This window comes from Butyricicoccus sp. AM05-1 (genome assembly GCF_003474415.1).
Classification (GTDB): Bacteria; Bacillota; Clostridia; order Oscillospirales; family Butyricicoccaceae; genus Agathobaculum; species Agathobaculum butyriciproducens.
Genome location: NZ_QUDG01000002.1, coordinates 137,910 through 163,713, shown reverse-complemented (window position 1 = coordinate 163,713; position 25,804 = coordinate 137,910). Strand labels below are relative to the sequence as shown.

Here is a 25,804-nt window from a genome sequence, read left to right as displayed (position 1 = left end):
ATGGTGAATATCAGAGAAAATACGCGAAAACAGTGGGGGATTGCAGCTGAACGGTGTCGATACTTGACAGAAAACGTAGGAGTTGGTAAAATATAAAATGACTAAATTGGGGTAGTATACCCATTTATCCTATATCCGAAGGGAAGGAGGCAGCGAATATGACACAGCAGCGCAAAAAGTGCGGAAAAGGCGGCTTTACCCTCGTAGAGCTGGTAGTTGCACTGGTCATTCTGAGCATTCTGTTTGCCATCGCTGTACCGAGCCTTCTGGGGTATATCCATCTGTCACAGTTCCGAAAGAATGAATCGTACGCTAAGACCATGTATCTGTCGGCAGAATCCGAGCTGACCTACCTTCGTACCGGCGGCGAATGGGAGTCGTTCTGCAGTAGGGTGAAGAAGGAAGGCGTGCTGAATCAGTCGTTTGATGAGTCGGACGAGGACCGGAAAAAGCTGGTCGGTCGTATTTACGGCATTCGTCTGGACGCAGGCGAATACGCAGAAGGTGAGCTGTCGGGTGACGGTGCGCTCGTTGGTGCGCTTCTTTCGCAGGATACCTACGATAAAAGTGTGCTGAATGCTGCAATCTGCATCGAAATCGACGTGGAAAGCGGTCAGGTTTATTCGGTTTTCTACGGCACAAACTGCAAGGGACTGTACTACGGATCGAATGAGGACAGCAAACCGGCGGATATGTCCGGCAGCTGGCTGGATATTGATTACAGCAAGCGCGGCCGCGATACGCGTCGGGAAGAACGGCTGGGCTATTACTCGGTTCAGGATGCAGTCAATGCTGTCAGTCTGGATGCGACTAAGCTGAAGATCACCTCGATCAATCTGGTAAACGGTGAAACTCTGTCGCTGAACTGGTCGAGCAATGTGAAGGATCAGGATCTGGATAAGGTTTATTACGAGGTCAAGCTGTACAGCAGTGAGGATAAAGCGCAGCTCCTGTCGATCAATATTCCGGGCAGGAATTTGAAAACGGGTTCGCAGTCGGTTGCGGTTACGACCGAGGACAACGCGACGAAGGATTATACCTTCCCTGTGGAATACGACCGTACCAACAAGCGGGCAACACTTGTGCTGGACGGTATGATGAATGCGAAGCTGTACGACCAGCTGGATAAGCTGTCCGCTGATAACAAAGCAGCCTTCCGGCAGAGCAGCGATACCAGCATCACGCGCTTCGGCGGCAAGTTGGAAGCCCCGCTGAATGTTTACGCAGCCGTGCAGGTATTTCCGGACCCGAATGCAGAAAACACCCGCGGTGAGGAGTATCAAAAGAGTGACGCTATCGAATCCAATAAGGCGAACACGCTTTTCGGTGACGGCACCCGGTCGGATAACGGTCGGTGCGAGATCGAAACCTTCCGTCATCTGTCCAATATCCGTTATATGGATACGGCGGCGGCATTTGCCGTTACCGCGCGTTCGCTGGACTGGACGAGCGACAGTGTAAAGGTTTACGGTACGGCAGCCCGCGGAGCACTTTCGGTCTCCACCGGCAAGGATATCGGCTTCCCGAGCATCCCTGCGCTGCGCAGCAATCAGACACTGGATGGCACAGGCGGTCTGCTGAACCGCATTGCCGGTGTGTTTACCGGCGGGAATGCCATCAGTAATCTCAAGCTGGATGAGACCTCAATTGCCGATGACGCAGAGTATCTTGGTCTGTTTCAAAAAAACGCAGGCACAATCCGTGACCTGCGCCTGCTCAATCCGCAGGTGAAGATTGCATCGGACAGGCTCAAGGGTGTCGGCGCAGTCTGCGGTTACAGCAACGGCTCTTTGAAGGGCGATACCGTGGACGGCACCGAAGCCGAGGTGGAAGCTGCGCTGACCTCGGCACAGGCGCAGGGCATCGGCGGTGTGGCCGGTGTGATTGAAGTCAGCGATTCTAAGTCAGTAATCAAGCTGTCTGCATCGGGTATCGTAACCGGTACGCTGCCGACCGGCGGTACTGCGCGCGGTATCGGCGGTATTGCGGGCAGCCTGACAACAAACGGTGCCGCAGTCAAGACCCTGACCAACAGCGCGGCTGTAACGGGCAATCGCTCGGTTGGCGGCATTGCAGGCTATTTTTCCGGCAAGGATCAGGCCACGGGAAAAGATATGTCTGACTGCAAAAATGAGGGCCTGATTCTCAGCAGCACAGCCGCAGATGATCATTCGCTGGCAGGACATTATATCGGCGGCATTGTCGGTTACGCGCATAACGCGTCTCTTTCCGAATGCAGGAGCCGTGCCGGATATGCGGACGGCTACACCTATAAGCAGGAGGATAGAGACAAGCTGCGCGGCAGATATGTCGGCGGCATTGTCGGCTACGGCGAACAAAGTGTGCTGTATGACTGCGAGACCGAGGCAAACGGCTACGTTCTCGGCAGCGAGTATGTCGGCGGCATCATCGGTGCGCTGAATCAGTCTGATACGCAGACGGCACTGCTCAGTGAAAACGGCACCAGAACAACCGTTAACGCAAGCTATGTCATCGGCAATTCGTATGTCGGCGGCATCATCGGTGAGAATAAAGGCGGTTCGACGATCAAAAACTGCGTCAACACAGGTGTCGTTGCAGGATACAATGTATTTATCGGCGGTATTTGCGGTGCAAATGAGAACAATGCGGCCATCATAAACTGTGCAAGCTATGTTTCGGACACCAATAATGCGATCTACAGGCGTGTCACGGACTGGGGAGCTGTCGGCAGCTATGCGGGCGGTCTGACCGGCTACAACAGCGGCACGATCACCTTCAGCGACAAGGATAACGCAGTCTCCAACCGGAGTGTGGCGGGTATCGTTGTCGGCAGGCACTATGTCGGCGGTCTGGTCGGCTATAACGACACAGACGGCACGATTGACATCAATTACACGCTCATCGGTGGCCGTGTTGCCGCAACCGGAGATTGTGTCGGCGGTCTGGTCGGTCTGAATGCTTCGACGGAGCTGCTCGAGAAGAAGCTGACCATCAAGCCGAGCAGTGTGCAGGGACGGTACTATGTCGGCGGTGCGATCGGTGCAAATGTGGTCAACCCGGGAGAGGATGTCACGGTCAGCGGTCTCAAGGTCGATAACAGCCTTGGCACGGTTACTGCAGAGGCATTCTGCGGCGGTCTGATCGGCTATCAGCGCACCTACACGGAGAAAGACCGGGCAGGCGGAACGCTGTATGCGCTTCTGCCGGGCATCGCGGCAAACAACAGCAATGTGCCGGGAACGGTCAAGGCATCTACCAATACGCATACCATCATCATCACAGCGGACGGCAACAGTGCAGGCAGACTGTCTGCAGTTTCCAACAACATGACCATCCGCGCGTATGCGTATGCAGGCGGCATTATCGGCAGCTGTGAGCCGCAGACCCGGATGAAGGTGGAGCACTGCCTGAACGCAGGCGGCTTTGACCGTCCGGCAGAGGACACCTTCCCGGACAGCAAGCTGAAAACCGGTGTGGATATGGTATCCTATCTGCAGGCGCAGAAGTACACGGATGCCGCGAAGGCACTCTCCGATGAGCTGGGCAGCAGCGAACTGCGTGTTTCCGTCATCGGCGGTGTGATCGGCGTCAACGGTGAGAATCAGGTGATAGACCACTGTGCCAGCAAGGGCACGATGAACGGTCTGAATGCCATGGGCGGCGTGGTCGGTCTGAACGAGGGCATCATCCGCGACTGCACGCTCTCCGGCAGCATGGGCAGCGCAACGCAGGATTATATCGGCGGTATCGCGGGTCTGAACGTCGGCGGCAGGACGGCGGGCACGATTGAAAACTGCACGACCGAGAAAAACTGCACCGTCACCGGACGGAATACGGTCGGCGGCATCGTCGGCTATAATCTCAGCGGCGGCAGGATACAGAACAATACCAGCAGTGCCAATGTCAGCGGTGCAGGCCGTGTCGGCGGTATTGCGGGCGAAAACGGCGGTGCGATCGTGCTTTCGTGCACACCGGCAGGAAAGCGCCGTGTCAACGGCAGCGGCAGCGGTGTCGGCGGCGTGATCGGCGTGAATACCGCAACCGGCACGCTCAGTCCGGCAAGCGGCAGCATGCAGGGCGATGTCATTGCCGCGGATAACAGGCTGACCGTGCGCGGCAGCAGTATGGTCGGCGGTATTGCCGGCATTAACCGCGGTACACTCGGCGGCACGAGCATCAACTGCCTGACCAATCAGGCGGCAGAGGTCCGCGCAGCGGCGGGCAGTGCAGGCGGCGTTGTCGGCGCGCAGGAGGGCACAAAGGCTGTTCTGCGGTACGCGAAGAATCTCGGTCAGGTGACCGCAAATGTCGGTGCGGCAGGTGGCATTGTCGGCATGAACAGCGCGGGCAGCACGGTCGAGAGCTGTATCGGCAACGGCAGCGTCACCAGTAACGACGGCTATGCAGGCGGCGTTGCCAGCGAAAACTACGGTACGATCAGGCGCTGCAGCGTCGGCACGGACAACAGGGTAACGCTCATCACCCGCAACAAGACTGCGGCAGGCGCGATCTGTGCGGTAAACCATAAGGGCGGTACGGTTCAGGGAGCGACACTCGGCGATCATATCACGATTTCCGGCAGTGCATTCATTCTGGGTGCTGTTGTCGGAGACAACAGCGGTACGGTCACTGCAACCGAGGTTTCGCAGCAGCCGACATACAGCGTTTCCGCAAGTACGCTGCAGGTCGGCGGTGCAGTCGGCATCAATCGAGCGGGCGGTACGGTCAGCAAGGTGAAGGTCACCTCGGATTTCGAGAAATTCACGAAGTATACCTATCTCGGCGGTGTAGTCGGTCAGAATAATGCAAGCGGCAAGGTAACCGAATGCACGTATTCCGGCACGATCGACGAAGGAAAGAGCGCGGTCGGCAACTGCTACGGCGGCATTGCCGGACTGAACGGCGGTCTGCTGCAGGGCAGCACCGTTTCCAGGCTGACACTGACGGCGGACGGTGTGTATACCGCAACCTCCACCAGTTCGGCGGCAGAGAAGGAACGCCTGTCCTCGCATATCGGCGGCATTGCAGGCAAGAATGATACGACCGGCATCATCGAGCGGTGCTACATAGACAATACCGGAACCGGCACGATCACGGTCAAAAACGGCATGGTCGGCGGTGTGACCGGCTATAACAAGGGCACGATCACCATGTCCGGCGATAAGAGTACCGAAACCTTGATGGAAAATGTCAGCAAGGTGAGCGACCTGCTGTCCAATGCCGAGGCACAGAAGCTGTCTGCGGATTCCACCTGGGTAAAGTGGGCGGACCGGACGGATGTGGAAAAGCTGTCCTACAACGGCGGCAGCAAGAGCGTAGCGGCAGACCGCACCATGCAGATCATCGTATCGAGCAACGGCAACCTTGGCGGCGTGGCGGGCTACAATGCGCCGACCGGTGAGCTGAATCGCTGCGTCAGCGGCAGCTGGCTGCTGGTCAACAAGTCGGACGGCATCGGTGTCGGCACCGGCGGTATTGTCGGCATGAACGAGAGCGAAAAGGACCTGTCCTATCTGCTCAATCAGGCGTTTGTCGGCCGCCAGCTGGCAAACGGCGCGACCAGCCGATTTGCAGGCGGTATCATCGGCACACAGACCAACCAGACCACAACCGACTGGACGATCGAGAATTGCATCAATTATGGCACGGTGTACGGCTATCTGTCGCACTACTCGGGCGGCATTGTCGGCCAGTGGACGAATAACGGCGGCACGGTTGAGGATTGCTACAATTACGGCAATTTGCAGACGACGTATGAAACCGGCTGGGTCGGTGCATCCGGCGGTATCGTGGCACAGCTGTATCATGCGGCCTCCGGTCAGGATTTCAATATCATCAGCTGTCAGAATCACGGCAGCGTTTTTGGCCGGGATGGTGCAAGCTATTATCATTGGGAGAACAGCAGGAAGGTCAAGGACTGCGCGAACGACAGTGCGGGCATCCTTGGCAACGTTACGGTTTATACGACGTATGATATAAATGCTGCACAGAAGTTCACCATTAACGTTTCGGATTGTGTCAATGCGCCGGGCGTTAAGATCTATTCATCCTCCATGGCCTCCGGTATCGTGGGTTACTTCTCAACAGATACGGCAAGCAGCAAGAACGGCGGTCCGATCGGCACTTCGACCGCAAATATCGTGCTGAATATCGACCGCTGCCGCAACTATGCGGAAACACTGGTCGGCGGCAACAATTATATCGCCGGCATCTTTGGCGACCGGTATAAGGACGGCACTGTGGCGCAGGATAATACTTATATCCAGAACTGTTACTCGGTCATCGGTTCGGATGCGGGTACCAGTACAGGCATCGTATCGCTGAATAACGCCAGCCTGAGCAGTTCCCTGAGCGGCGATAAGGTGGGAAACAATTATTATTTCTTTGATACATGGGGCTTGACGAACACTGCCGGACGAATCTTTGACAGCAGTAATACGCGCAATGAATCACGAAAGGGATTTTCCCGCATGGTTGCCTATGGATACTGGGCAGGCAGTGACGGAAAATGGGCGAATAAGAGCTTTGCCGCCATTGCCGGTCCGCAGCTTGGCGTGATCGACTATACAGACAACCGGATGTATTACAATGTAACAACGGCAAACTCTACGATCGATGAGCATGGCATTATCCGTACGAATATCAATGGTTCTGACCAAATTACGGGACGGATTTTGTTCACCATGCCGGATACACCAACATATAGAGAGATTGCACAGACGAATGGACACGGTGCTTCGTGGCTGCGCCCGCTGCTGTATCAAAAGAATACGGTGTTCAACACAGAGCGAAAGCTGTTTGATGAGTATGCTCGAGAGAACTATCGCGACATGGAGCACGGCCAAAACAGCAAAAAGCTGGATACCTCGTTCACGGTTGATTTGAAACAGCAGACAGACGGCAGTTTCGATGTATCCATCGAGGATACGGACCGTCCTCTGTACTACGAGGGTACAGTGCTCGTTGATGACAAGGAAGTAATGTCCAATCTGCGCTTTATCCCGAACCGAAAGGGACAGGGACAGTGGGACCCGAAGCTGAACGGCACGCAGGCGTACGGCTCCGGCATCACCACCGGCACATTCCAGCTGCCGGCAAGCCTTGCGACAGACACAGCAGGCAAGACCATTACATTGTCGGTTCGTGCTGTCAGTCTGTTTGAGGATACCGCGCCTTCTGCATGGAAAACTGCGGCGACGCAGGATGTGTCGGTGCTGCCGACACCGGATGTCAATATCCGACTGGTGAGCCATTGGAACAATGGCGCAAAATACCAGATCTCGCTGAAAAACCTTGCGGATTATGCGGTCTTCAGCAACTGGAAAGTCACCTTCAGGCTTGGCTCGCAGACCGTGACCATTGATCAGAACAACCATACCGCCGAGATCAACGGCGATGATTTGAAGGAGCTGATCGTCACGGCAGCGGCAGGCATTACGAACGGCATTCAGCCGGCCTCCGTGACGGATACCATCCCGACCGACACGCCGAGGTACAAGCCGGACGGCAGCATCAACAAGCTGTCGGTATCGTACTCGGGCAGTACGGTGGATGATTGCACGGTCACGGCTGCACTGACGGTCAACGAGCCGCAGATGGAAACACCGCCGATTTACCGTATCGAGGTGCTCGGCACGGTTGGCACAAATGAGTATGTTTTTGCGTATGAGGATGTGCTGACCTCGGCGGGCAACACGGTTACGGCAAACTTCCGCAACCTGCCGAAGGAGTATTTCGCGGAGAATGTCACAAATCGTCGGGTGCGTGCATGGTATGCCGCCTCCGGTCTGGGACCGGTTTACACCTATGGTGATACCCGGCAGACCGGCGATGCGTCTGTTACGCTGCGGACTTACAGCGCAGAGGGCGTTCAGCAGCAGGACAAGATCATTTACAGTCATGTCCTTGGCCACGCGAATGACTTTGCAAATTACATTAGAACCGCGGCGCTGAACATCAAGCCGCTGACGGCGCCGGAGCTGAACGACCCTGTACTGATGCAGGAAGATAACGGCAGTATCAGCTACCGGTTCTCGTGGACGCAGCCCGGGCAGGGGACCGCAGTGCCGCACTACAGCGTCAAGCTGACCGGTATTACCGCGGCAGGCGCAAGAATCGGCATTCCGGTCAACGAGGTTTACGGTACGCAGGAGAATCCGAATACTTCCCAATCGTTCACCATCAGCGCGGACGACTGGCAGTATGCCGAGGTTGAGCTGACCGTTACCCGTCTGGGACAGGCATACGGCGAGGTTGGCCTGAGTACGACGAAGAAGTACGCTGTCAAGCAGCGCCTTGAGCGTCCGGGACAGCCGTCGGTAACCAACCCGGATACCAACGAGCTGGAATACACCATCGGTTGGAGTGCCATCGGCAGCGAAAACGGCTGTGCAGGCTATCAGATTTATGTGCAACCGGAGGGCGAAACGGCCGCTGCCCTGGGTGCGCTTGTGCCCGTCAGGGGCGGCACCTGCTCGGTAAGCCGCAGTCTGGAGGATTACGCCGGCAAGACCATCGACCTCTATCTGGTGGCGGTGGCTGCTGATGATTCCGGCTACGCGGACAGCCCGAACGGTATCGTGTACACGATGACCGTGCCGATGCGTCTGGATACGCCGAGCGTCAAGTGGTCGTACAACTGGAATGCGGCAGCAAACAACCCAATTCCGGCGGCCGGCTTCCGAAGCGGCGGCCTGCAGGTCACCGTTACGCCGGAGGATAAAGCCAGTGTACCGCCCGGCGGCAGCACCTATCTGCTGCGGGCAAAAATCACCGGGACGGACGGCACAACGGTGACTTACCCCGTTTCTGCAATGAGCGAAAGCGGCGACAGCTACGTCTGCAGCCTGACCGATCTGGATACGAAATACGCAGGCTGTTCTGTACGGTTTGAGGCTCGTATTTCGCAGTCGGCGGGACAGGTAAGCTCGGTCTGGGTATCGAGCGGCGATGTGGTATTCCCGCGTGTGAAGCTGGAAGCGCCGAGCGCGTCGCTGGCAAACGTGAATGAGACGCTTGCGGTCAGCTATGGCCCGATGAATCGTCTTATCAACACGGCAGAGTGGGATGCACAGCTTACCGCGCTCTCGTGGGACGAGGTGGCAGACGCTGACCTGTATCGGATTGAATTGACCGATAAGGACGATAATTCCACGACGGTTACCGTCGATATGAGCGGGAACCTGCCGGAGATTATCATAAATGGTCAAAATACGTTTGCAGTTGCAGGGGATGACTGGTATACTGTAAAACAGGGCAGTGCGGTCAACGGCAGATACAGCCTTACCAATGGCAGCATTCGTTATTACAGCTATCAGCCGGATACCATGCTGCAGCTGAAGGACGGCACATTTACCTTGAAGCTGCCTAACATTTTCTCCGTGGTAACGCACGAGAATCAGACCCTGCAGCTGACGAATGGTATACAGATCAGCAGGGTAACTGTCATTGCGGACAGCAAGAGCGACCGTTATACGGAATCCGACCCTGCTGAGCGCAGATTTTAGTTGTGAAGGGAGGCGGCAGACATGAAGCGGATACGTCAGGGATGGAACACCCTGCGGCGCAGCAGGCGAAGCGGTGTTTCGCTGATCGTAGCACTTTGTGCTGTCGCCGTCCTGATCGGACTTTCGCTCAGTATCGTGTATTCCTCCTCCATGCTGCTCTCGCGGGCCAACCGCAAGATCGGCAGGGAACGCTGTTATCAGCTGGCGCAGTCCTTTGCACAGGTGCTGGACAGCGAACTGCAGGAATACAAAACAATAAAACCGGAATTAGATACCAATTTTGCGCCGGAAGGCTGTTTCTACCGTGAAGTGAACAACATTTTAGCGGAAGATACGGGATTGGGTATTTACGATCCGGACCGTTCGGATGAAACCACTGCCTGCTATAATGCGGGTTCGACCGAGGATAACTACGGCAGGATTACGATTTTGCTCCGTGATGTTACCGATGCGCAGGACCCGATCACAGGCGATACCTTTGCATACGATGCTCGTGACAAAGGCACCGAAAAGGCAGAGCAGACAACCTTTAACAGACATCAGGTTTGGGTAGGCGTCAAGGCGGAAAAGGGAGCGGACAGCTACATGTACACCACAGAATACCGCCGAAAGGATAGTTTTCAGCCGATCTACACATGGGAAGGGGAAGACGGTGTCAGCGGACAGTTCCCGGTCTACTGGGTAAACGGCCGCTTTTGCCGAAGTGCCAACGGCGAGGAGCCGGTAGAACCCAAGGTCATTGGCGAGGGCAAGGATGCCCGCACGGAGCATGTGGAGATCAGCTACACCTATGATATCAACAATCCAACGTACAGCCGATACGAACCCATCCACAAGCCGGCAGCCCAGGCGACCGGAGGTGCAGCCGATGAATAGACTGATTCGCGTGCTGCGCGACCGCCGGGGCGAATCCATGGTGGAAATTCTGGTTTCCACGGTGGTGTTCATGCTGCTGCTGGGCGCGCTGAACGGCGCAGTCGGCTTTGCCTCAAATGCGCAGCGCAAGTCGGAGCAGCTCCGCAGGGACGCGACCGAACTGCAGGAAAGCGTGCGCGGGAATGCAGAAGTCGCGGACGGCGAAGCTGCCGCATACGATTTTAAGGTAACGACGTCGAACGGCGAAGATACCGATATTGACGCCTTCCGCGTAAAGGTAAAAAAGCAGACCGTAAACGCCAAAACCGAGGACGGCAAAACCGTGCCCTTCTACCGGTTTGCGAAGGGAGAGTGACGGCATGAAACGCATTCGCTCAATCCTGCGCGGCCGGGAAGGCATGACACTGGTGGAGCTGGTGGTCGGCGCCGGACTGCTGTGTCTGGTCATCGGCGTATTCAGTGCGTCGCTGCGACCGGCGGCCGAGGTATCGCGCCGCACGCAGGAGCTGAACAGCGCCGAGCTGATCGCGGACGATCTGCTCGAAACCGTGCGCAGCAAGGTGGAGACCGCCACGGATTACATCAAATGCTACGATAACGGTACGGACGTAACGAATAAAACCGGTTCGTCCGAAGGCTCGGCGATCGAGTTTGGCTATGAGACCGAACAGGGATATAACGCGGCGGAACTGCTGACGGCAGACGGCTGCGGACCAACCAAAATCGTGATTGCCGATAAGGACTCCGGCGAGCAGCCCCGGGTGGAAAAGGGTTATCTTGTCGAGCGTTATTATAAAGATGGCTACAGTCAGGATGCGGACGGCAATCCCATTGCCCGAGCCATGACGAAAACCTACGCAGAGGGCTTTTATATGGGGCTGCGCGCCGGACTGCATTTCAAAATCGACGAAGCAAAGCACACCGTTACCGCCACCGTGACAATTTACCGCGATAAGGATTTGACCGATAAAATCTATTCGGATTCGCTCATTATCGACCTGCGGTACGATATTTCGGTGAAAACCGAGGTAACGGCAACGAAAAAGCCGGCATAACGGCAATACAATATGTGTAACTCTGCGGAGCACCGCCGCGGTTTACAGAAATAGAAAAACAAAAATAAAATTGGAGGAATAAGATCATGATGGAAAAAATGATCGCGCTGCAGCAGAAGCGCCGCAGCAAGAAGGGCGGCTTTACGCTGGTAGAGCTGATCGTGGTTCTGGTTATTCTGGCGATTCTGGCAGCACTGCTGATTCCGGCGCTGACTGGTTATATTGATAAGGCGAAGCAGAAGCAGATTATTGCTGAGACTCGTCAGGTAGTAATGGCTGCTCAGACTTTGGTTGACGAAGCATATGGTACGAAGGATGTTGGTGCTACTATCACCGTAGGTAAGACCGATAGTGATACTGTAAAAATTGATGATGTTGCTAAGCTGGCAGAGGTAAAGGGTACGATCAACTCTGTAACCGTAGGTAAGATTGGCGATGTCCCGAATAAGATTACGCAGGTAGAATATACCAAAAACGGCAAGAAATGCACCTTCAAGGCTTCTGATAAGAATCAGGGCAGCTATGAAGTTGATAAGTAATGCCTAACCGCACCGAACGCCACGGACCGACTGCGCCGATCAAATACGGCGCGGTAAGCTGGTGGCTGACGGTGGTGTGTGATCCTTCTGGCTGTGATCGCGGCGGCGGGCAGCGTGCTCGGTCTGCTCTATCGGGCAGACGCGCATGTGGCGCTCGGCAATGCAAAAACGGTGCGTATGGCGCTATACGCCGCCTCGATCGGGGCCTACGGCGAAAACCGTCCCTTCACGGACTCCGCCCATGAGGGCGGAGTCTCGGAGGCGGTTTACAACGAGGTGCTGACAGCCTGCAAGGTGCCCGGTGATTTCTGGGTGCTGCAGACCGACGAAAACGGCTATACCGTACAGCAGATGATCTACACCGAAGGGGATTTCACCGTAACCTACACCGCCGATCCGGTCACTTGGAACGTGTCCGTCGGTGTTGACCTGATTCATGCCGCCGCAGCACAGTGAACGCACGGTGCGCGTTCGCCGTCGGACGGTATGGCGGGTCACAGCCCCTTAACTGTTAAGAGGCTGTGACCTGCCATGCGGTTTTCTGCATGGTAGATTCTAATTGTAAAAATCATTTCAAACCAACCCAAACGAGGAGGAAACCAATGCTTTACATTGCCTATGCTGTATTATGGCTGTTACGGTTTGCATTGGGCGCGTGCGTATTCAGCTTTCTCGGAGTGGTGGTATGGCGCCTGCCGCGCAGAGAGAGCGTGGTGAAGGGACGCAGTCACTGTCCGGCGTGCGGGCGCACGCTGTCGGCGGCGGAGCTGATCCCGTGCCTGAGCTTTCTCCTGCAGGGCGGCAAATGCCGCGGCTGCGGTGCAAAAATCCCCGCAAGGGATTTCTGGATCGAGGTGCTCGGCGGCTTGTGCTCCTGTGCCTGTGCATACGCCTTCGGCGGCGAGACCGCACAGGCGGCGCTGGCGTTCGCCGTGCTCGGTATTCTGACGGTCGTGGCGCTCATGGACATGGACACGCTTGAAATCTACGATCGGTTTCCGGTGCTGCTGTTTGTCTGCGGCATCGCTGCGCACATACTTATCCCCAGCCTGGGGATAAAATCGCGGCTGATCGGCTGCGTGATCGTCAGCGTGCCGATGCTGCTTCTGGCGCTCATCGTGCCCGGCGGCTTTGGCGGCGGTGATATCAAGCTGATGTTCGGCGCGGGCTTTTTTCTCGGCGCAAAGCTGACGGTCGTTGCCGCGTTCATCGGCATTCTGCTCGGCGGCGGCTTCGGCGCGCTGCTGCTCGCCCAAAAGAAGGCAAACCGGAAAAGCCAGTTCGCATTCGGTCCGTTTTTGTGCATCGGCATTGCGATCGCCATGTTTTTCGGAGAAACGATCGCGGATTGGTATATGGGATTATTGTAATGAATGGAGAGGAGGGTCAGCATGGCTGCATCCAACAACCGCAGGCTGACCGTCACGGTCAAACCGAACAGCGGTCACACGCTGTTCCGCTACACGGCAAAGGACATAGACGGAAAGATAGTCCGCGGCGCAATGGAGGCTGCGGACTATGACACGTTGTATACCCAATTACTCGCTCAGGGGCTGTATCTGCAGAGTGCGACCCGCCGCGGTGCCAGCCGCAAGCCGCGCACGCTGCGTCCGCAGGAGCTGAGCGACCTGTGCCGTCAGTTGTCCACGCTGCTGGCTTCGGGTGTCAGTCTGGTGCGCGCGCTGACTATCATCTCGCAGGATGAGGGCATCAGCGCGGGTCTGCGCCGCATTTACGAGAATGTGCTGGGTGAGGTGCGGAAGGGCTCCAGCCTGTCCGCCGCACTCGAGGCGCAGCAGGTGTTCCCGACGCTCATGCTCGGCATGATCCGCGCAGGCGAGGGCAGCGGCAAGATAGATCAGGTCGCGGAGCGGCTCGCCCTCCACTACGAGAAGGCACACCAGATGAATCAGCAGGTCAAGTCGGCGCTCATGTACCCGATGATCCTTGCGATTCTGGCGGTCGCGGTCGTTATCGTTATCGTAACCTTCGTGCTGCCGCAGTTCAGCGATCTGTTCTCCACAATGGATTCGCTGCCGGGCGTTACGCTGGCGCTGATGGCGTTTTCCGGTTTTATGGTTACCAAATGGTATCTGATAATACTGGGTGTCGCGGCAGTGGTCATGGTTATCCGCTCGCTGCTGCGCATTCCGGCCGTCCGGCTGGAAATGGACCGGCGAAAGCTTAAAATGCCGGTTTTCGGTCCGCTCAATCAGGTTATCTGCACGGCGCGGTTCGCGCGGACCATCAGCAGCCTGTACTCGAGCGGTCTGCCGATCGTCACTGCACTGCAGACCGCCCGTGATACCATCGGCAACGCCTACATCGTTTCACAGTTCGATGATGTGCTCGTGCAGGTGCGTTCGGGCGTCAGCCTGTCCGCCGCCCTCGAGACGGTAGATGGCTTTCAGCGCAAGCTGTGCAGCAGCATCGCAGTTGGCGAGGAGACCGGACGACTGGACTCTATGCTGGATTCCATCGCGGATTCGATGGAATACGATGCACAGCAGGCGAGCAAGCGCATGATGACCATTCTGGAGCCGATGCTGATCGTGCTGATGGCGTTCGTGGTCGGCTTTATCATTATCGCGGTCATGTCGCCGATCATCGGCTCGTACAGTGCGATTGAGAGTTCGGGGAACGTATAACCTCGGAAACGTGTAAACCTCACAAAAGGGGAGAAATGAGAATGAACACAACCGTTTTGGCGCTGCAGGAGGAGCAGGTGCTTGTCGCGGTCGGCAAGTCCGGCGCGCAGCCTTCCGTGCAGGCGCTTTACAGTGCCCCCGCACACGGCGGCGGCATGGAAAACTGGGAGAAGGCGATAGGCGCACTCTGGCAGCAGCACAGACTGCCGACCCGCGGCATCACGCTCGTCCTGCCGGATGAGGCGGTTACCACCAAGACAATCACCGCACCGAGCATGCCGGAAAACAAGCTGGAGGAGCTTGTGCGGCACGAAATGCGTCCGCGGGAGGATCAGCTTGTGGCGGCGGATTATGTGCCGCTCGGCACAGATGCCGAAGGCCGTCAGCAGCTGTTCTGCGCTGCCTGCCGCAAGGAAACGATGGAGGAATACCTTGCAATGACCGATCGGCTCGGTCTGCGCCTGGAGAACGTTACCGTTACCATGGCAGGACGGCTCAAGCTCCTGCATGCCATGCAGCCCATGCAGGGCAAGACCTGTATCTGGCTGTGCTTTGAGGGCAGCAGCGTGCTTTCGCTGCTGGTCGAGAACGGAGAGTACCGTTATTCCAGCCGCAACCGTATTTTCAGTGAGCCAGGCACGGTGGATTTCGGCACCGAGATGACGAGGGATGTCTCCGGTACGATGCAGTTCCACACGGCAAGCCGCTCGGGCGGCACGCTGACCGATGTGTATTACGCCGGCTGCTCGGATGATGATTTCGAGGTGTGTCTGGCGGGTATCCGCGGTCTGGGTCTGGAAGTGAGCCGTCTGCCCGAATGCCGTGCGTTCCGCGCCCTGCCGAACGGCGAGCGGCTGAACGACTGGCTCGGCTGTGCCGAGGCTTTGATTCGCACCGTGCTTCGTGCAAACAAGGAGCTGGATCTGCTCCGCAGCTATCGGCGTTTGTCCCGCGGCAGCAAAGGGCAGACCGGCCTGCTGCACAGCTTCTACACACCGATTGCGGTGTGTCTGGTGGTGTGCGCTGCGGTCTGGTGTGTGTTTCTGCGGATGAACAGCAGCCTGAGCCACAGAACCGACGACATCAACGACTGGCTGAACGATCCGACTGTGATCGAGCAGTACAACGAGGCTGCCGAAAAGCAGCAGCGCAATGACAATCTGGTGCAGGGACTGCAGCAGGTGCGCAATCTGACGGACGCGCTTGCCACCTATCCGCAGGTGGACAGCACCCTGATGAGCAAAATCGGCGCGGCAGGCGGCGCTCAGGTCAGCATGGTGCTGACCGGCTACGATGCGGCTACCGGCGCGCTGCAGTTTGATGCACAGAGCGGCAGCGTTATCGACATTCCGAGCTATGTGCTCAAGCTGCAGAAAACCGGCCTGTTCCGCAAGGTGGACTACACCGGCTATACCTATGAGGACGGCGTGTACGTTCTCAGCCTGAACTGTATCCTGCTGGGAGAGGAGGCAGCCGAATGAACATCGTTGTAACCGAACGTGATAAAAAGCTGCTCCGGCTGGTGGCATGTCTGGCGATAATCGTCATTTTCGGCATGTATCTCATCCGTCCTGCGATGAAAAATCACGAAACGCTGCAGAACGAGTATGATGCCGCCGAACAGAAGCAGCAGGAATATCAGACGCAGATTGCCGCACTTGCGACGATTGACGATATTATCGCGCAGAATGAAGCCGCGCTGAACACGGCAAGCGAAAAATACTACAAGGGCGATCTGGAAACCCGTCAGATGGACGATATCATCACGGGTATCGCGCTCGAGAACGGACTGTTTCCGCAGTCGCTGACGCTGACGGAGGCCGCTCCGGGTGCGGTCAGCGCATATCTCGCCGAGCAGGAAGCTGCGCAGACGGACGGCAGTGCGGACACCTCATCCGATACGGAATCCGCCGATTCGACCGACGATACATCGGCAGCGCTGGTGCAGCCGGTCAACTGCGTTTACATCGGCACTGCGACTATCTCGGCGCAGGGCGCCGTAACCCAGTGGCTGAACTTCCTCGATGAGGTAGAGCACAGGTACAAGGGTCTGCGCGTGACCAATTTCAGTATTGCAGACTATGATTATGTGGAGAACAACACGCAGGCGGTCAGCACCAATCTGATCACCGGCACGCTGGAGATCTATATGTGTGTCAGCGACAAGGAGGCGGACGCATGAAAACCAATTTGCGTATCGGCGAAGTGCTGATGGAGCGCAATTACATCACGCAGGAGCAGATGGAGCAGGCGCTCGCCTACCAGAAGGAGCACCGTGAAAAGCGAGTCGGTCAAATCCTGATCGAGCTGGGCTTTGTCACCGAGACGCAGGTGATCGAGGCGCTGGCTGCCCGTCTGGGACTGGAAATTGTGAGCATCGGACAGATGCAGGTCGATCTGACCGCTGTCCGCATGATTCCGCGCGAGCTGGCGGAAAAGCAGAACCTGCTTGCGGTCGGCTTTGCGGACAAGAGCCTCGAGGTCGTGACGAACGATCCGCTCAACTACTTTGCCTTTGAGGAAGTGCGCCAGCTGACCGGCTGTCAGGTGGTCATCCGCCTGAGTGAAATGGGTCCGCTGCAGAGCGCGATTCGCTACTATTACGCCGAGGTCGGCGCGCAGCAGGCGGCACAGACCGCCAACGAGGACTTTGCAGAGCGTAATGTGGAGATGCTGCAGGTCGAAGAAAGCGAAAGCGGTGATCCGGAAGCGCCGATCGTCAAGCTGCTCAACAGCCTGCTCGACCGTGCAATCAGCACCGGCGCGAGCGACGTGCATATCGAGCCGTTTGAGGGCAGCACGCGCGTGCGCATGCGTATCGACGGCACGATCGTCGATTATGTAACGCTGCAGCGCAGTGTGCACCAGCCGCTGATCGCGCGAATCAAGATCATGGCGAACCTCGATATTGCCGAGCGCCGTCTGCCGCAGGACGGTCATTTCCGTATCCGTGTGAGACAGAGCGAGTACGTCAACATCCGTGTATCGCTGCTGCCGACCGTGTTCGGAGAAAAGGCGGTGCTGCGAATTCTGGCAACGGCCGGTCAGGTCGATTACGCCGGCCACTTCGGCATGGATGACGAAAGCTATGCAAGGTTCCTGCCTATGCTCAACTCACCGAACGGTATTATTTATATCACCGGTCCTACCGGCTCGGGTAAGTCCACTACGCTGTACATGGTGCTCGAGTATCTGTCGCACCGGCAGGTGAATATCTCCACGGTTGAGGATCCGGTGGAGAAGAACGTGCCGAGCATCAACCAGACGCAGGTCAATCCGGTTGCCGGACTGACGTTTGAGTCCGGTCTGCGCGCGCTGCTGCGTCAGGACCCGGATATCATCATGGTCGGTGAGACCCGTGACGGCGAAACCGCCGGTATTTCGGTTCGTGCCGCCATCACCGGTCACCTGGTGCTGAGTACACTGCATACCAACGATGCGGTTTCGAGTATCGTCCGTCTGGCCGATATGGGCATCGACCATTATCTGATCGCAAATTCGCTGGTCGGTCTGGTCGCGCAGCGACTGATGCGCAAGGTGTGTCCGCACTGCGGCAGAGAGGTCGCAGTTACGCCGCAGGAGCAGGCGCTGCTCGGCAAGGATATCACGACCATCAAGCGCGGCACAGGCTGTACCCACTGCAACGGCACCGGCTACCGCGGCCGTATTGCTGTGCATGAGATCGTCACGATCGACCGTAATATCCGCCGCATGATCAGCCGCGGCGCCGAAACCGAGGAGATCGAGGCCTACGCGCGGGAACAGCAGGGCATGCGCAGCCTGAAGGAAAAGGGTCTGGAGCTGGTAAAACAGGGTGTTACTACACCGGAGGAGCTGCTCAGGATCGCGTATTACGCATAACCGGAAACCGCTCTGTATCTTTTGATACAGAGCGGTTTTAACGATTATGGGCAGAATTGCAGAACGAAATTCGCATAAATGAACTTGCGTTCACTGTTGATTAGCTCCCCGAAGCCGAAAACTTTTCCTTTACATTCTTATCGCAAGCGGGTATAATACCCATTGATGGATGGCATTCTGCAGAGCGGAAGCTATACCTTGTCACAACATGTTTTTCAAATTTTTCCGACAGTGATTTTACGTTGCGTCACACCACAGAAAGCGGGTGACAGCATGAACATTGGCATTGTTGGAGCAGGAAAAGTCGGCTTTTCCTTCGGCAGACTGCTTGCCGAAAAAGGCGTGCGGATATCCGGCTATTACAGCCGCAATTCCGACAGCGCAAGAGAAGCCGCAGAATTTACAAATTCCGGACACTATACCGACCTGGGCAAACTCATCGAAGATAGTGACGCGATTTTCATCACCGTTCCGGATAATGCGATTACCGAGGTATATCGGCAGGTCGCAGAATTTGAAATTCAGGACAAGTATATATGTCATTGCAGCGGCGCCTGCACAGCCGAGGAAGCCTTTCCCGGTATTCATGCGCAGGGAGCCTATGCAATATCCATTCATCTGCTATTTCCGATCAGCAGCAAGTATAACTGCTGGCGGGAGCTGGCAGGTGCTTTTTTTTGCGTCGAGGGAGACACGCAGGCGGTCGAGGTCTTTGTGCCGCTGCTGCGCGGACTGGGGCTGCAGGTGCAGACCATTTCGCCGGAGAGCAAGGCGCAGTACCACCTCAGCTGTGCGCTGGCGAGCAACTTTGTCTGTGCACTCGTGCAGCGCAGCGCAGAGCTGCTGAGCGGCTGCGGATTCTCCGAAACGGACGCACTGCATGCGCTTGCGCCGCTCATGCGGAGCAATCTGGCGCATGTAATCGAGCACGGTGCCGTCTCAGCGCTGACCGGACCCATTGAGCGCGGCGACACGCAGACCGTGCAAAAGCATCTGTCGTGCCTGACGGAACGAGACGACCGGCAGCTTTATGCGCTGCTGGGACTCGAACAGGTCAAAATGGCACAGGAAAAACATCCTGAGCAGGATTACGGCACGCTTGCCGCCCTGCTGAACAGGGAAAAGGAGCAGAAAGAATGAAGAACACAGTGAGCACATTTCTCTCGATGAAGCAAAACGGCGAACGCCTCACCGAGATTACCAGCTACGATTACACGACCGCCAAGCTGGTGGAAAAGGCGGGCATCAACGCCATTCTGGTGGGCGATTCGCTCGGCATGACCATGATGGGCTATGACACGACCCTGCCGGTTACGATGGAGGACATGATCCACCACAGTGCATGCGTCGTGCGCGCGTGCGAGAACACTATGGTCATCATGGATATGCCGTTTATGAGCTATCAGGCGTCGGTTTCCGAAGCCGTGCGCAACGCAGGCCGGCTGATGAAGGAAGCGCGTGGCCATGCGGTCAAGCTGGAGGGCGGCGCAGCCGTTGCCGAGCAGATTCGCGCGATTACAGACGCCGGTATTCCAGTGCAGGCACATATCGGCATGACGCCGCAGAGCGTCAACGTGTTCGGCGGCTTTAAGGTGCAGGGCAAGGGCGAGGATGCGGCAAAGCGGCTGCTCGAGGACGCCTTTACCGTACAGGAGGCCGGTGCATTTTCGGTCGTGCTCGAGTGCGTACCGCCCAAGCTGGCGGCGCTCATCTCGAAAAAGCTGACCATCCCGACCATCGGCATCGGTGCGGGTGCAGGCTGTGACGGACAGGTACTGGTCTATCAGGATATGCTCGGCATGAATATGGACTTTACGCCCAAGTTCGCCAAGCAGTTCGACAATATCGGTGAGCGCATGGTGGACGCGTTCCGCGCTTACATGAACGAGGTGCAGAACGGCACGTTCCCGACCGAAAAGCAGAGCTTTGTCAAGTCTGACTGCAGTGATGAATATCTCGCCAAACTCGACGCTGAATTTTGAGAGAAACAGGAGCATATACAATGAAAATCGCAACAACCATCGCAGAAGTACGCGCACAGGTGCGCGAGTGGAAACAGCAGGGTCTGACCGTCGGTCTGGTGCCGACCATGGGCTATCTGCATGAAGGACACGCCAGTCTGGTCAAAACGTCCGTGCAGCAGTGCGACCGCACGGTAGCGTCCGTGTTCCTCAATCCGACCCAGTTCGGTCCGGGTGAGGATCTGGAGACCTATCCGCGTGATTTCGAGTACGACTGTGCGCTGCTGACCGAGTGCGGCTGTGACATGGTGTTCCATCCCGAGGTGTCCGAGATGTATCCGGACGGCTTTGCCACCTTTGTTGAGGTGCAGTCCGAAATGCCGCGTCAGCTGTGCGGCAAGACCCGTCCGATTCATTTCCGCGGCGTGTGCACGGTCGTTTCCAAGCTGTTCAACATCGTAACGCCGGATAAGGCGTTCTTCGGTCAGAAGGACGCACAGCAGCTGGCGATCATCCGCCGCATGGTGCTCGACCTGTCCATGGGCATTGAGATCGTCGGCTGCCCGATCATCCGTGAGGCGGACGGTCTGGCGAAGTCCTCGCGCAATACCTATCTGAGCGCAGAGGAGCGCAAGGCGGCGCTCGTGCTGTCGCGCGCTGTAAAGCTCGGTCAGGAGATGGTGCAGAACGGAGAGAAAAACGCGGATAAGGTCGTGGATGCCATGCGTGCGCTTATCGAGCAGGAGCCGCTGGCGCGTATTGATTACGTTTCCGCAGTGGACGGCCTGACCATGCTGCCGGTGCATGAGATCAACGGCGGCGAACTGATCGCTATGGCGGTCTATATCGGCAAAACACGCCTGATCGACAACTTTTCGGTGGAGGGATAAGCCATGACAGTACAGATGCTCAAGGGTAAAATTCACCGTGCAACGGTCAAGCAGGCTGAACTGAACTACGTCGGCTCGATCACGGTTGATGCCGATCTGCTGGATGCGGCCGGCATTTACGAATACGAGAAGGTTGCCATCGTGGATATTGAAAACGGCAACCGCTTTGAAACCTATACCATCGCCGGTGAGCGCGGCAGCGGCATGATCTGCCTGAACGGCGCCGCAGCGCGCTGTGTCAGCGTCGGTGATAAGGTCATCCTGATGGCGTACGCGCAGCTGACGCCGGAGGAGGTCAAGAACGGCTATGCGCCGCAGGTCGTGTTCGTGGATGAGGAAAATAAGATCGTCCGCACCACCACCTATGAGAAGCATGGTCTGCTCAAGGATATGGCGTAATGAAAAAGGAGAACCCGGGTGGGTTCTCCTTTTTCATTGGTGCATAGCTGAGGATTAGAGTGAAGAGAGGTAAGGTGAAACGCAGGCACAAGAAAATATTCGCAGGTGCCGTCTATCACAACGCGCAAACGAGTTGCGCGACACTGTTGCGTCGCGCCTGCGGAGAGTAAACCGTATATGCAGCAGCAGGGTAGGCGAGAACTGCGTAGAGGTAGAGAAAGGGGCGCACACTGTGCGCCCCTACGGAAGAAAAGATCCTTTGCCGTTTCTCTTTTCGAAGCGGTCGCCGGTCTCTGGTCTGCGCCAGACTATCAAATAAAAGGAAACTGGAGTCCCAAGAGGATAGTACTCATCTAATCCACGCACGGCGTGGGAACAAGGTTTAGTGGCCTACGGGCAAACCTTGGTGTCTATCCTTTTGGAACCCCAGCTAAGGGTTAGCACCCATTCCTTATGCGTAAGTAAGCAGATTAACCCTGAACCGACTCCATCTCCGTCGCAGAGGACTTGTCTGCGTTCTCCCGGAACAGCAGACCGAAAATACGGCGTACCAGCGGACCGGCTGCAAAGAACTGCCACAGCAGTGCCATCGGGAAGTTCATAACGGTGGTCTGTACCCAGATTGCAAAGAACTGTGCGTTATGGCTGTCCTTGAACAGCAGGGTGGCAAAGAAGCTCATGCACGGGCACATCAGCCATACGGATGCAGCCGAGATGGCAAGCATAATGCTGGTCTGGCTGGCTTCGCGCGGATTGACAAGGCGGAATGCAACCTTCATCGCCAGCTTGCCGACAAACACCAGCTCGAGCAGAATTGCGATAACAGTCATGATCGGCCACTCGTGGAACACTGCGAGAAATACCCAGTTCTGCATGGAACCGGTGTTCAGCACGATGTTGTACGCTACCATGCCGTATACCATGACAGAAGCCATGATAATGGTGTAAATAACGTCCTGAAATTTGTTTTTTGGCATTTTGTTTTCTCCTTTTTGTGTATGTGAAATATTTTTTGATAACGAATAGAAATGCAGCTGAACGCAAAAAAATAGGACGAAGTAAACTTTCGTCTACTTCGTCCTATGGACTACTGCAACTACCATTAATTATAAGTATCATACCATATTTTGTGGGTATTCGTCAAGGCTAACTTCGTTCTTGACAATACTGTTCTCTGGGTGTATACTGTGTCTGTAAATGACAACCCCCTCCCTTGGGGGAGGGGTGCAGATAGGAGATGCGATATGAAACAACGGTTTCGGGTGGGCGGCATGAGCTGCGCGGCCTGCTCCGCCCATGTGGAGAAAAGTGTCTCGGCGGTGCCGGGTGTCAGCGGCGTGCAGGTAAATCTGCTCGCCGGCAGCATGGCGGTCGAGTACGACGAAAACGCGTGCGACGCACAGACGATTATAAAGGCGGTCGAGTCCGGCGGCTACACGGCTGCGGTGGACGACGGCAGGCAGACCTCGGCTCCGGCGCAAAGCCCGCAGGCGGACGAGGAGCTGAAGGAAATGAAGACCCGTATTATCGTTTCGGCGATTTTCATGCTTGTCCTGATGTACTTCTCGATGGGCGAGATGGTCGGGCTGCCGCTGCCGCCCTATGCGGCAGGCATGGACGGCATGTTCAATCTGGCGCTCACGGAGCTGATCCTCACGCTGCCGATTGTCATTATCAATCGCAAATATTATATCAACGGCTTCAAAACGCTGCTGCACCGTGCCCCGACTATGGACGCGCTCATCGCCGTCGGCTCGGGTGCGGCGCTCGTGTACGGCATTTACGCGCTGATTCAAATCGCTCTCGCGCCCACGCCTGAGGCAGCCCACAGCTTTATGCACGACCTGTATTTTGAGTCCGCAGGCATGATTTTGACGCTGGTAACGCTCGGCAAGTTCTTTGAAGCGCGTGCCAAGCGCAAGACAGGCGAAGCCATCGCGGCACTGATGGACCTGCGTCCGCAGACCGCCGAGGTCATTCGTGGCGGTCAGACCATGCAGCTGCCGATTGAGCAGGTACAGGTTGGCGACCTCGTTATCGTGCGCGGCGGTCAGTCCGTGCCGGTTGACGGCGAGATCACCGAGGGCAGCGCGTATCTGGACGAAAGCGCCATCACCGGTGAGAGCATGCCGGTCGAAAAGCATGTCGGCGACACCGTGATCGGTGCTACCGTGTCCAAGAGCGGCTATGTTGTCATGAAGGCATTGCGTGTCGGTGACGATACGACTCTGAGCCAGATCATCCGTCTGGTAGAGGAGGCAGGCGCGTCCAAGGCGCCGATCGCCAAGCTGGCGGATAAGGTGGCAGGCGTGTTCGTGCCGGTCGTTATGGGTATTGCGCTCGTGACGGCAATCATCTGGCTGCTGGCTGGCGAAACGCCGAGCTTTGCGCTCACACGCGCGATTTCGGTTCTGGTCATCTCGTGCCCGTGCGCACTGGGACTGGCTACGCCGGTCGCTATCATGGTCGGCACAGGTGTCGGTGCGAAAAACGGCGTGCTGTTCCAGTCGGCGGAGGCGCTCGAGAATCTGCACAACGTAAACGCAGTTATTATGGATAAGACCGGCACCGTAACCGAAGGACGTCCGGTCGTAACCGACGTAAAATCCTTCGGTGTGGAGTCGGCTGACCTGCTCTCACTGGCGCTGTCACTCGAGAGCCGCAGCGACCATCCGCTGGCGGACGCCATTGTGCGCTATGCACGCGAGAAGAACGCGCAGGAGCGTTCGGTTACCGACTTTGAGATGCTCGAGGGGCAGGGCATTCGCGCATCCGTGGACGGCGTGCCGTGCTTTGCGGGCAACCGCCGCATGCTGCTCGCCAACGGTCTCGCGCTGTCCGGCTCAATGCAGAAGCTGGGCGATGAGTTTGCCGCAGCAGGCAAAACGCCGCTGTTCTTTGCGGCAAACCGTCAGATTGTCGGTATTTTTGCGGTCGCTGATGTGCTCAAGCCGACCAGCAAGGCGGCAGTCGAAGCGCTGCGCAGCATGCACATCGACGTAACGCTGCTCACCGGCGACAATAAGAAAACCGCCCAGTCTATCGCGTCCGAGCTTGGCGTGACCGATGTGATCGCTGAGGTGCTCCCGCAGGACAAGGAGCGCATCGTGCGCGAAAAGCAGGGCAAGGATCGCAAGGTTGCCATGATCGGTGACGGCATCAACGATGCACCGGCGCTTGCGCGTGCCGATGTCGGCATTGCGATTGGTGCAGGCACGGACGTGGCTATCTCGTCTGCTGACGTTGTGCTGATGAAGAGCGACCTGATGGACGCGGTGGACGCCATCCGGCTGTCGCGCCGGACTATGCGCAACATTCGCCAGAACCTGTTCTGGGCGTTCTTCTACAACTGCATCGGCATTCCGATTGCGGCGGGTCTGCTGTGGGTGCCGTTCGGCATCAAGCTCAGTCCGATGATTGGCGCGGCGGCAATGAGCCTGTCGTCCGTCTGTGTGGTCTCGAACGCGCTGCGCCTGCGCTTTTTCAGCGCAACACCGAGAAAAACGGCGGGGACGCCTGCTGTTTTGCCCGTAAGCGGCGAAAAGCCGCTTACGGCATATAAAAAGGAGGAAAATGTTATGGAAAAGACAATCAAGGTTAAGGGCATGATGTGTCAGCACTGCGTGGCACATGTCAAAAAGGCGCTCGAGGGTGCAGCAGCCGGCTGTGATGTTGCGGTCGATCTGGATGCAGGCAAGGCAGTCGTTTCGGGCAAAACGCTGCCGGAGGATGCCGTTCTGACCGCAGCCGTCACCGAGGCGGGCTATAAGGTGGTTGACATCAAATGATGGCAGATCGTAAAAAGGTCGAGCCGCTGCTCAGGACCGCGCGCGGGCAGATCGACGGCGTGCTCAAAATGATCGAGGACAACCGCTACTGCATGGATATTATGATGCAGCTGCAGGCGGTGGAATCGCTGGTGCATAAGGCGCAGAGAGAGGTTCTTCGCGGACATCTTTCCGGCTGTGTGCAGGATGCGTTTGAGACCGGAGATCAGAACGAGCGTGAGCAGAAGATCGCAGAGATCATCAAGCTGCTGGATAAAGCGTAAACGGAAGGACGTGCCAAAAGGCACGTCCTTTTTGCC

18 protein-coding genes are annotated in these 25,804 nt (G+C 56.9%); 17 read left to right on the top strand and 1 reads right to left on the bottom strand.

All coding sequences use genetic code 11. The features are described 5' to 3' along the window. The first annotated feature begins 158 nt into the window (after window positions 1–158). The 15 genes from DW088_RS04735 (at window position 159) to panD (ending at window position 21,717) form a co-directional block, all read left to right on the top strand. Window positions 159–9,488 (top strand): prepilin-type N-terminal cleavage/methylation domain-containing protein, encoded by a 9,330-nt coding sequence (locus tag DW088_RS04735; protein ID WP_118359895.1) that lies wholly within the window; start codon window positions 159–161, stop codon window positions 9,486–9,488. Window positions 9,489–9,509: 21 nt separating this feature from the next. Continuing rightward, entirely contained in the window at window positions 9,510–10,364 is an 855-nt protein-coding gene (locus tag DW088_RS04730) for a hypothetical protein (protein ID WP_118359893.1), read from the top strand. Next, window positions 10,357–10,719 (top strand): type IV pilus modification PilV family protein, encoded by a 363-nt coding sequence (locus DW088_RS04725; RefSeq protein ID WP_118359891.1) that lies wholly within the window; start codon window positions 10,357–10,359, stop codon window positions 10,717–10,719. Before DW088_RS04730 ends, DW088_RS04725 begins: the two co-directional genes overlap by 8 nt. Window positions 10,720–10,723: 4 nt before the next feature. Then, on the top strand, window positions 10,724–11,419 hold the full coding sequence (locus DW088_RS16025) for a type IV pilus modification PilV family protein (RefSeq protein ID WP_199720408.1): 696 nt from the start codon (window positions 10,724–10,726) through the stop codon (window positions 11,417–11,419). A gap of 86 nt (window positions 11,420–11,505) precedes the next feature. Further along, window positions 11,506–11,958, top strand: a complete 453-nt coding sequence (locus DW088_RS04715) for a prepilin-type N-terminal cleavage/methylation domain-containing protein (protein WP_118359889.1) — start codon at window positions 11,506–11,508, stop codon at window positions 11,956–11,958. A gap of 78 nt (window positions 11,959–12,036) precedes the next feature. Next, a complete protein-coding gene (locus DW088_RS04710; RefSeq protein ID WP_118359887.1) occupies window positions 12,037–12,414 on the top strand; it encodes a hypothetical protein in 378 nt (125 codons plus the stop codon). Window positions 12,415–12,560: 146 nt separating this feature from the next. Then, entirely contained in the window at window positions 12,561–13,328 is a 768-nt protein-coding gene (locus tag DW088_RS04705) for a prepilin peptidase (RefSeq protein ID WP_118359885.1), read from the top strand. A 21-nt stretch (window positions 13,329–13,349) separates the two neighbouring features. Next, window positions 13,350–14,606 carry a type II secretion system F family protein gene (locus DW088_RS04700; RefSeq protein ID WP_118359883.1) on the top strand — a complete coding sequence of 419 codons (1,257 nt, stop codon included), beginning with the start codon at window positions 13,350–13,352 and terminating at the stop codon, window positions 14,604–14,606. Between the two features lie 41 nt (window positions 14,607–14,647). Beyond that, entirely contained in the window at window positions 14,648–16,087 is a 1,440-nt protein-coding gene (gene pilM / locus DW088_RS04695) for a type IV pilus biogenesis protein PilM (RefSeq protein WP_118359881.1), read from the top strand. After that, window positions 16,084–16,788: a hypothetical protein gene (locus DW088_RS04690; RefSeq protein WP_118359879.1), complete on the top strand. Its 705-nt coding sequence runs from the start codon at window positions 16,084–16,086 to the stop codon at window positions 16,786–16,788. The genes pilM and DW088_RS04690 overlap by 4 nt, the downstream gene beginning before the upstream one ends. Beyond that, complete coding sequence (locus DW088_RS04685) at window positions 16,785–18,467, top strand: GspE/PulE family protein (RefSeq protein ID WP_118359877.1); 1,683 nt, start codon at window positions 16,785–16,787, stop codon at window positions 18,465–18,467. Before DW088_RS04690 ends, DW088_RS04685 begins: the two co-directional genes overlap by 4 nt. A gap of 273 nt (window positions 18,468–18,740) precedes the next feature. Next, on the top strand, window positions 18,741–19,607 hold the full coding sequence (locus DW088_RS04680; RefSeq protein ID WP_158574611.1) for a Rossmann-like and DUF2520 domain-containing protein: 867 nt from the start codon (window positions 18,741–18,743) through the stop codon (window positions 19,605–19,607). After that, complete coding sequence (panB, locus tag DW088_RS04675; protein WP_117489630.1) at window positions 19,604–20,449, top strand: 3-methyl-2-oxobutanoate hydroxymethyltransferase; 846 nt, start codon at window positions 19,604–19,606, stop codon at window positions 20,447–20,449. The genes DW088_RS04680 and panB overlap by 4 nt, the downstream gene beginning before the upstream one ends. A 20-nt stretch (window positions 20,450–20,469) precedes the next feature. Then, entirely contained in the window at window positions 20,470–21,318 is an 849-nt protein-coding gene (panC, locus tag DW088_RS04670) for a pantoate--beta-alanine ligase (protein ID WP_118359873.1), read from the top strand. A gap of 3 nt (window positions 21,319–21,321) precedes the next feature. Then, window positions 21,322–21,717 carry an aspartate 1-decarboxylase gene (panD, locus tag DW088_RS04665; RefSeq protein WP_117751412.1) on the top strand — a complete coding sequence of 132 codons (396 nt, stop codon included), beginning with the start codon at window positions 21,322–21,324 and terminating at the stop codon, window positions 21,715–21,717. 470 nt (window positions 21,718–22,187) lie between these two features. Here the strand turns inward: panD and DW088_RS04660 are convergent, their stop codons facing one another. Further along, window positions 22,188–22,694, bottom strand: a complete 507-nt coding sequence (locus DW088_RS04660) for a DUF2798 domain-containing protein (protein WP_118359871.1) — start codon at window positions 22,692–22,694, stop codon at window positions 22,188–22,190. Window positions 22,695–22,961: 267 nt separating this feature from the next. On the opposite strand from DW088_RS04660, the gene DW088_RS04655 reads away from it, so the two are divergent. Continuing rightward, on the top strand, window positions 22,962–25,505 hold the full coding sequence (locus DW088_RS04655; RefSeq protein WP_118359869.1) for a heavy metal translocating P-type ATPase: 2,544 nt from the start codon (window positions 22,962–22,964) through the stop codon (window positions 25,503–25,505). Further along, on the top strand, window positions 25,502–25,768 hold the full coding sequence (locus DW088_RS04650) for a metal-sensing transcriptional repressor (RefSeq protein WP_110435290.1): 267 nt from the start codon (window positions 25,502–25,504) through the stop codon (window positions 25,766–25,768). The genes DW088_RS04655 and DW088_RS04650 overlap by 4 nt, the downstream gene beginning before the upstream one ends. Window positions 25,769–25,804: the final 36 nt, after the last annotated feature.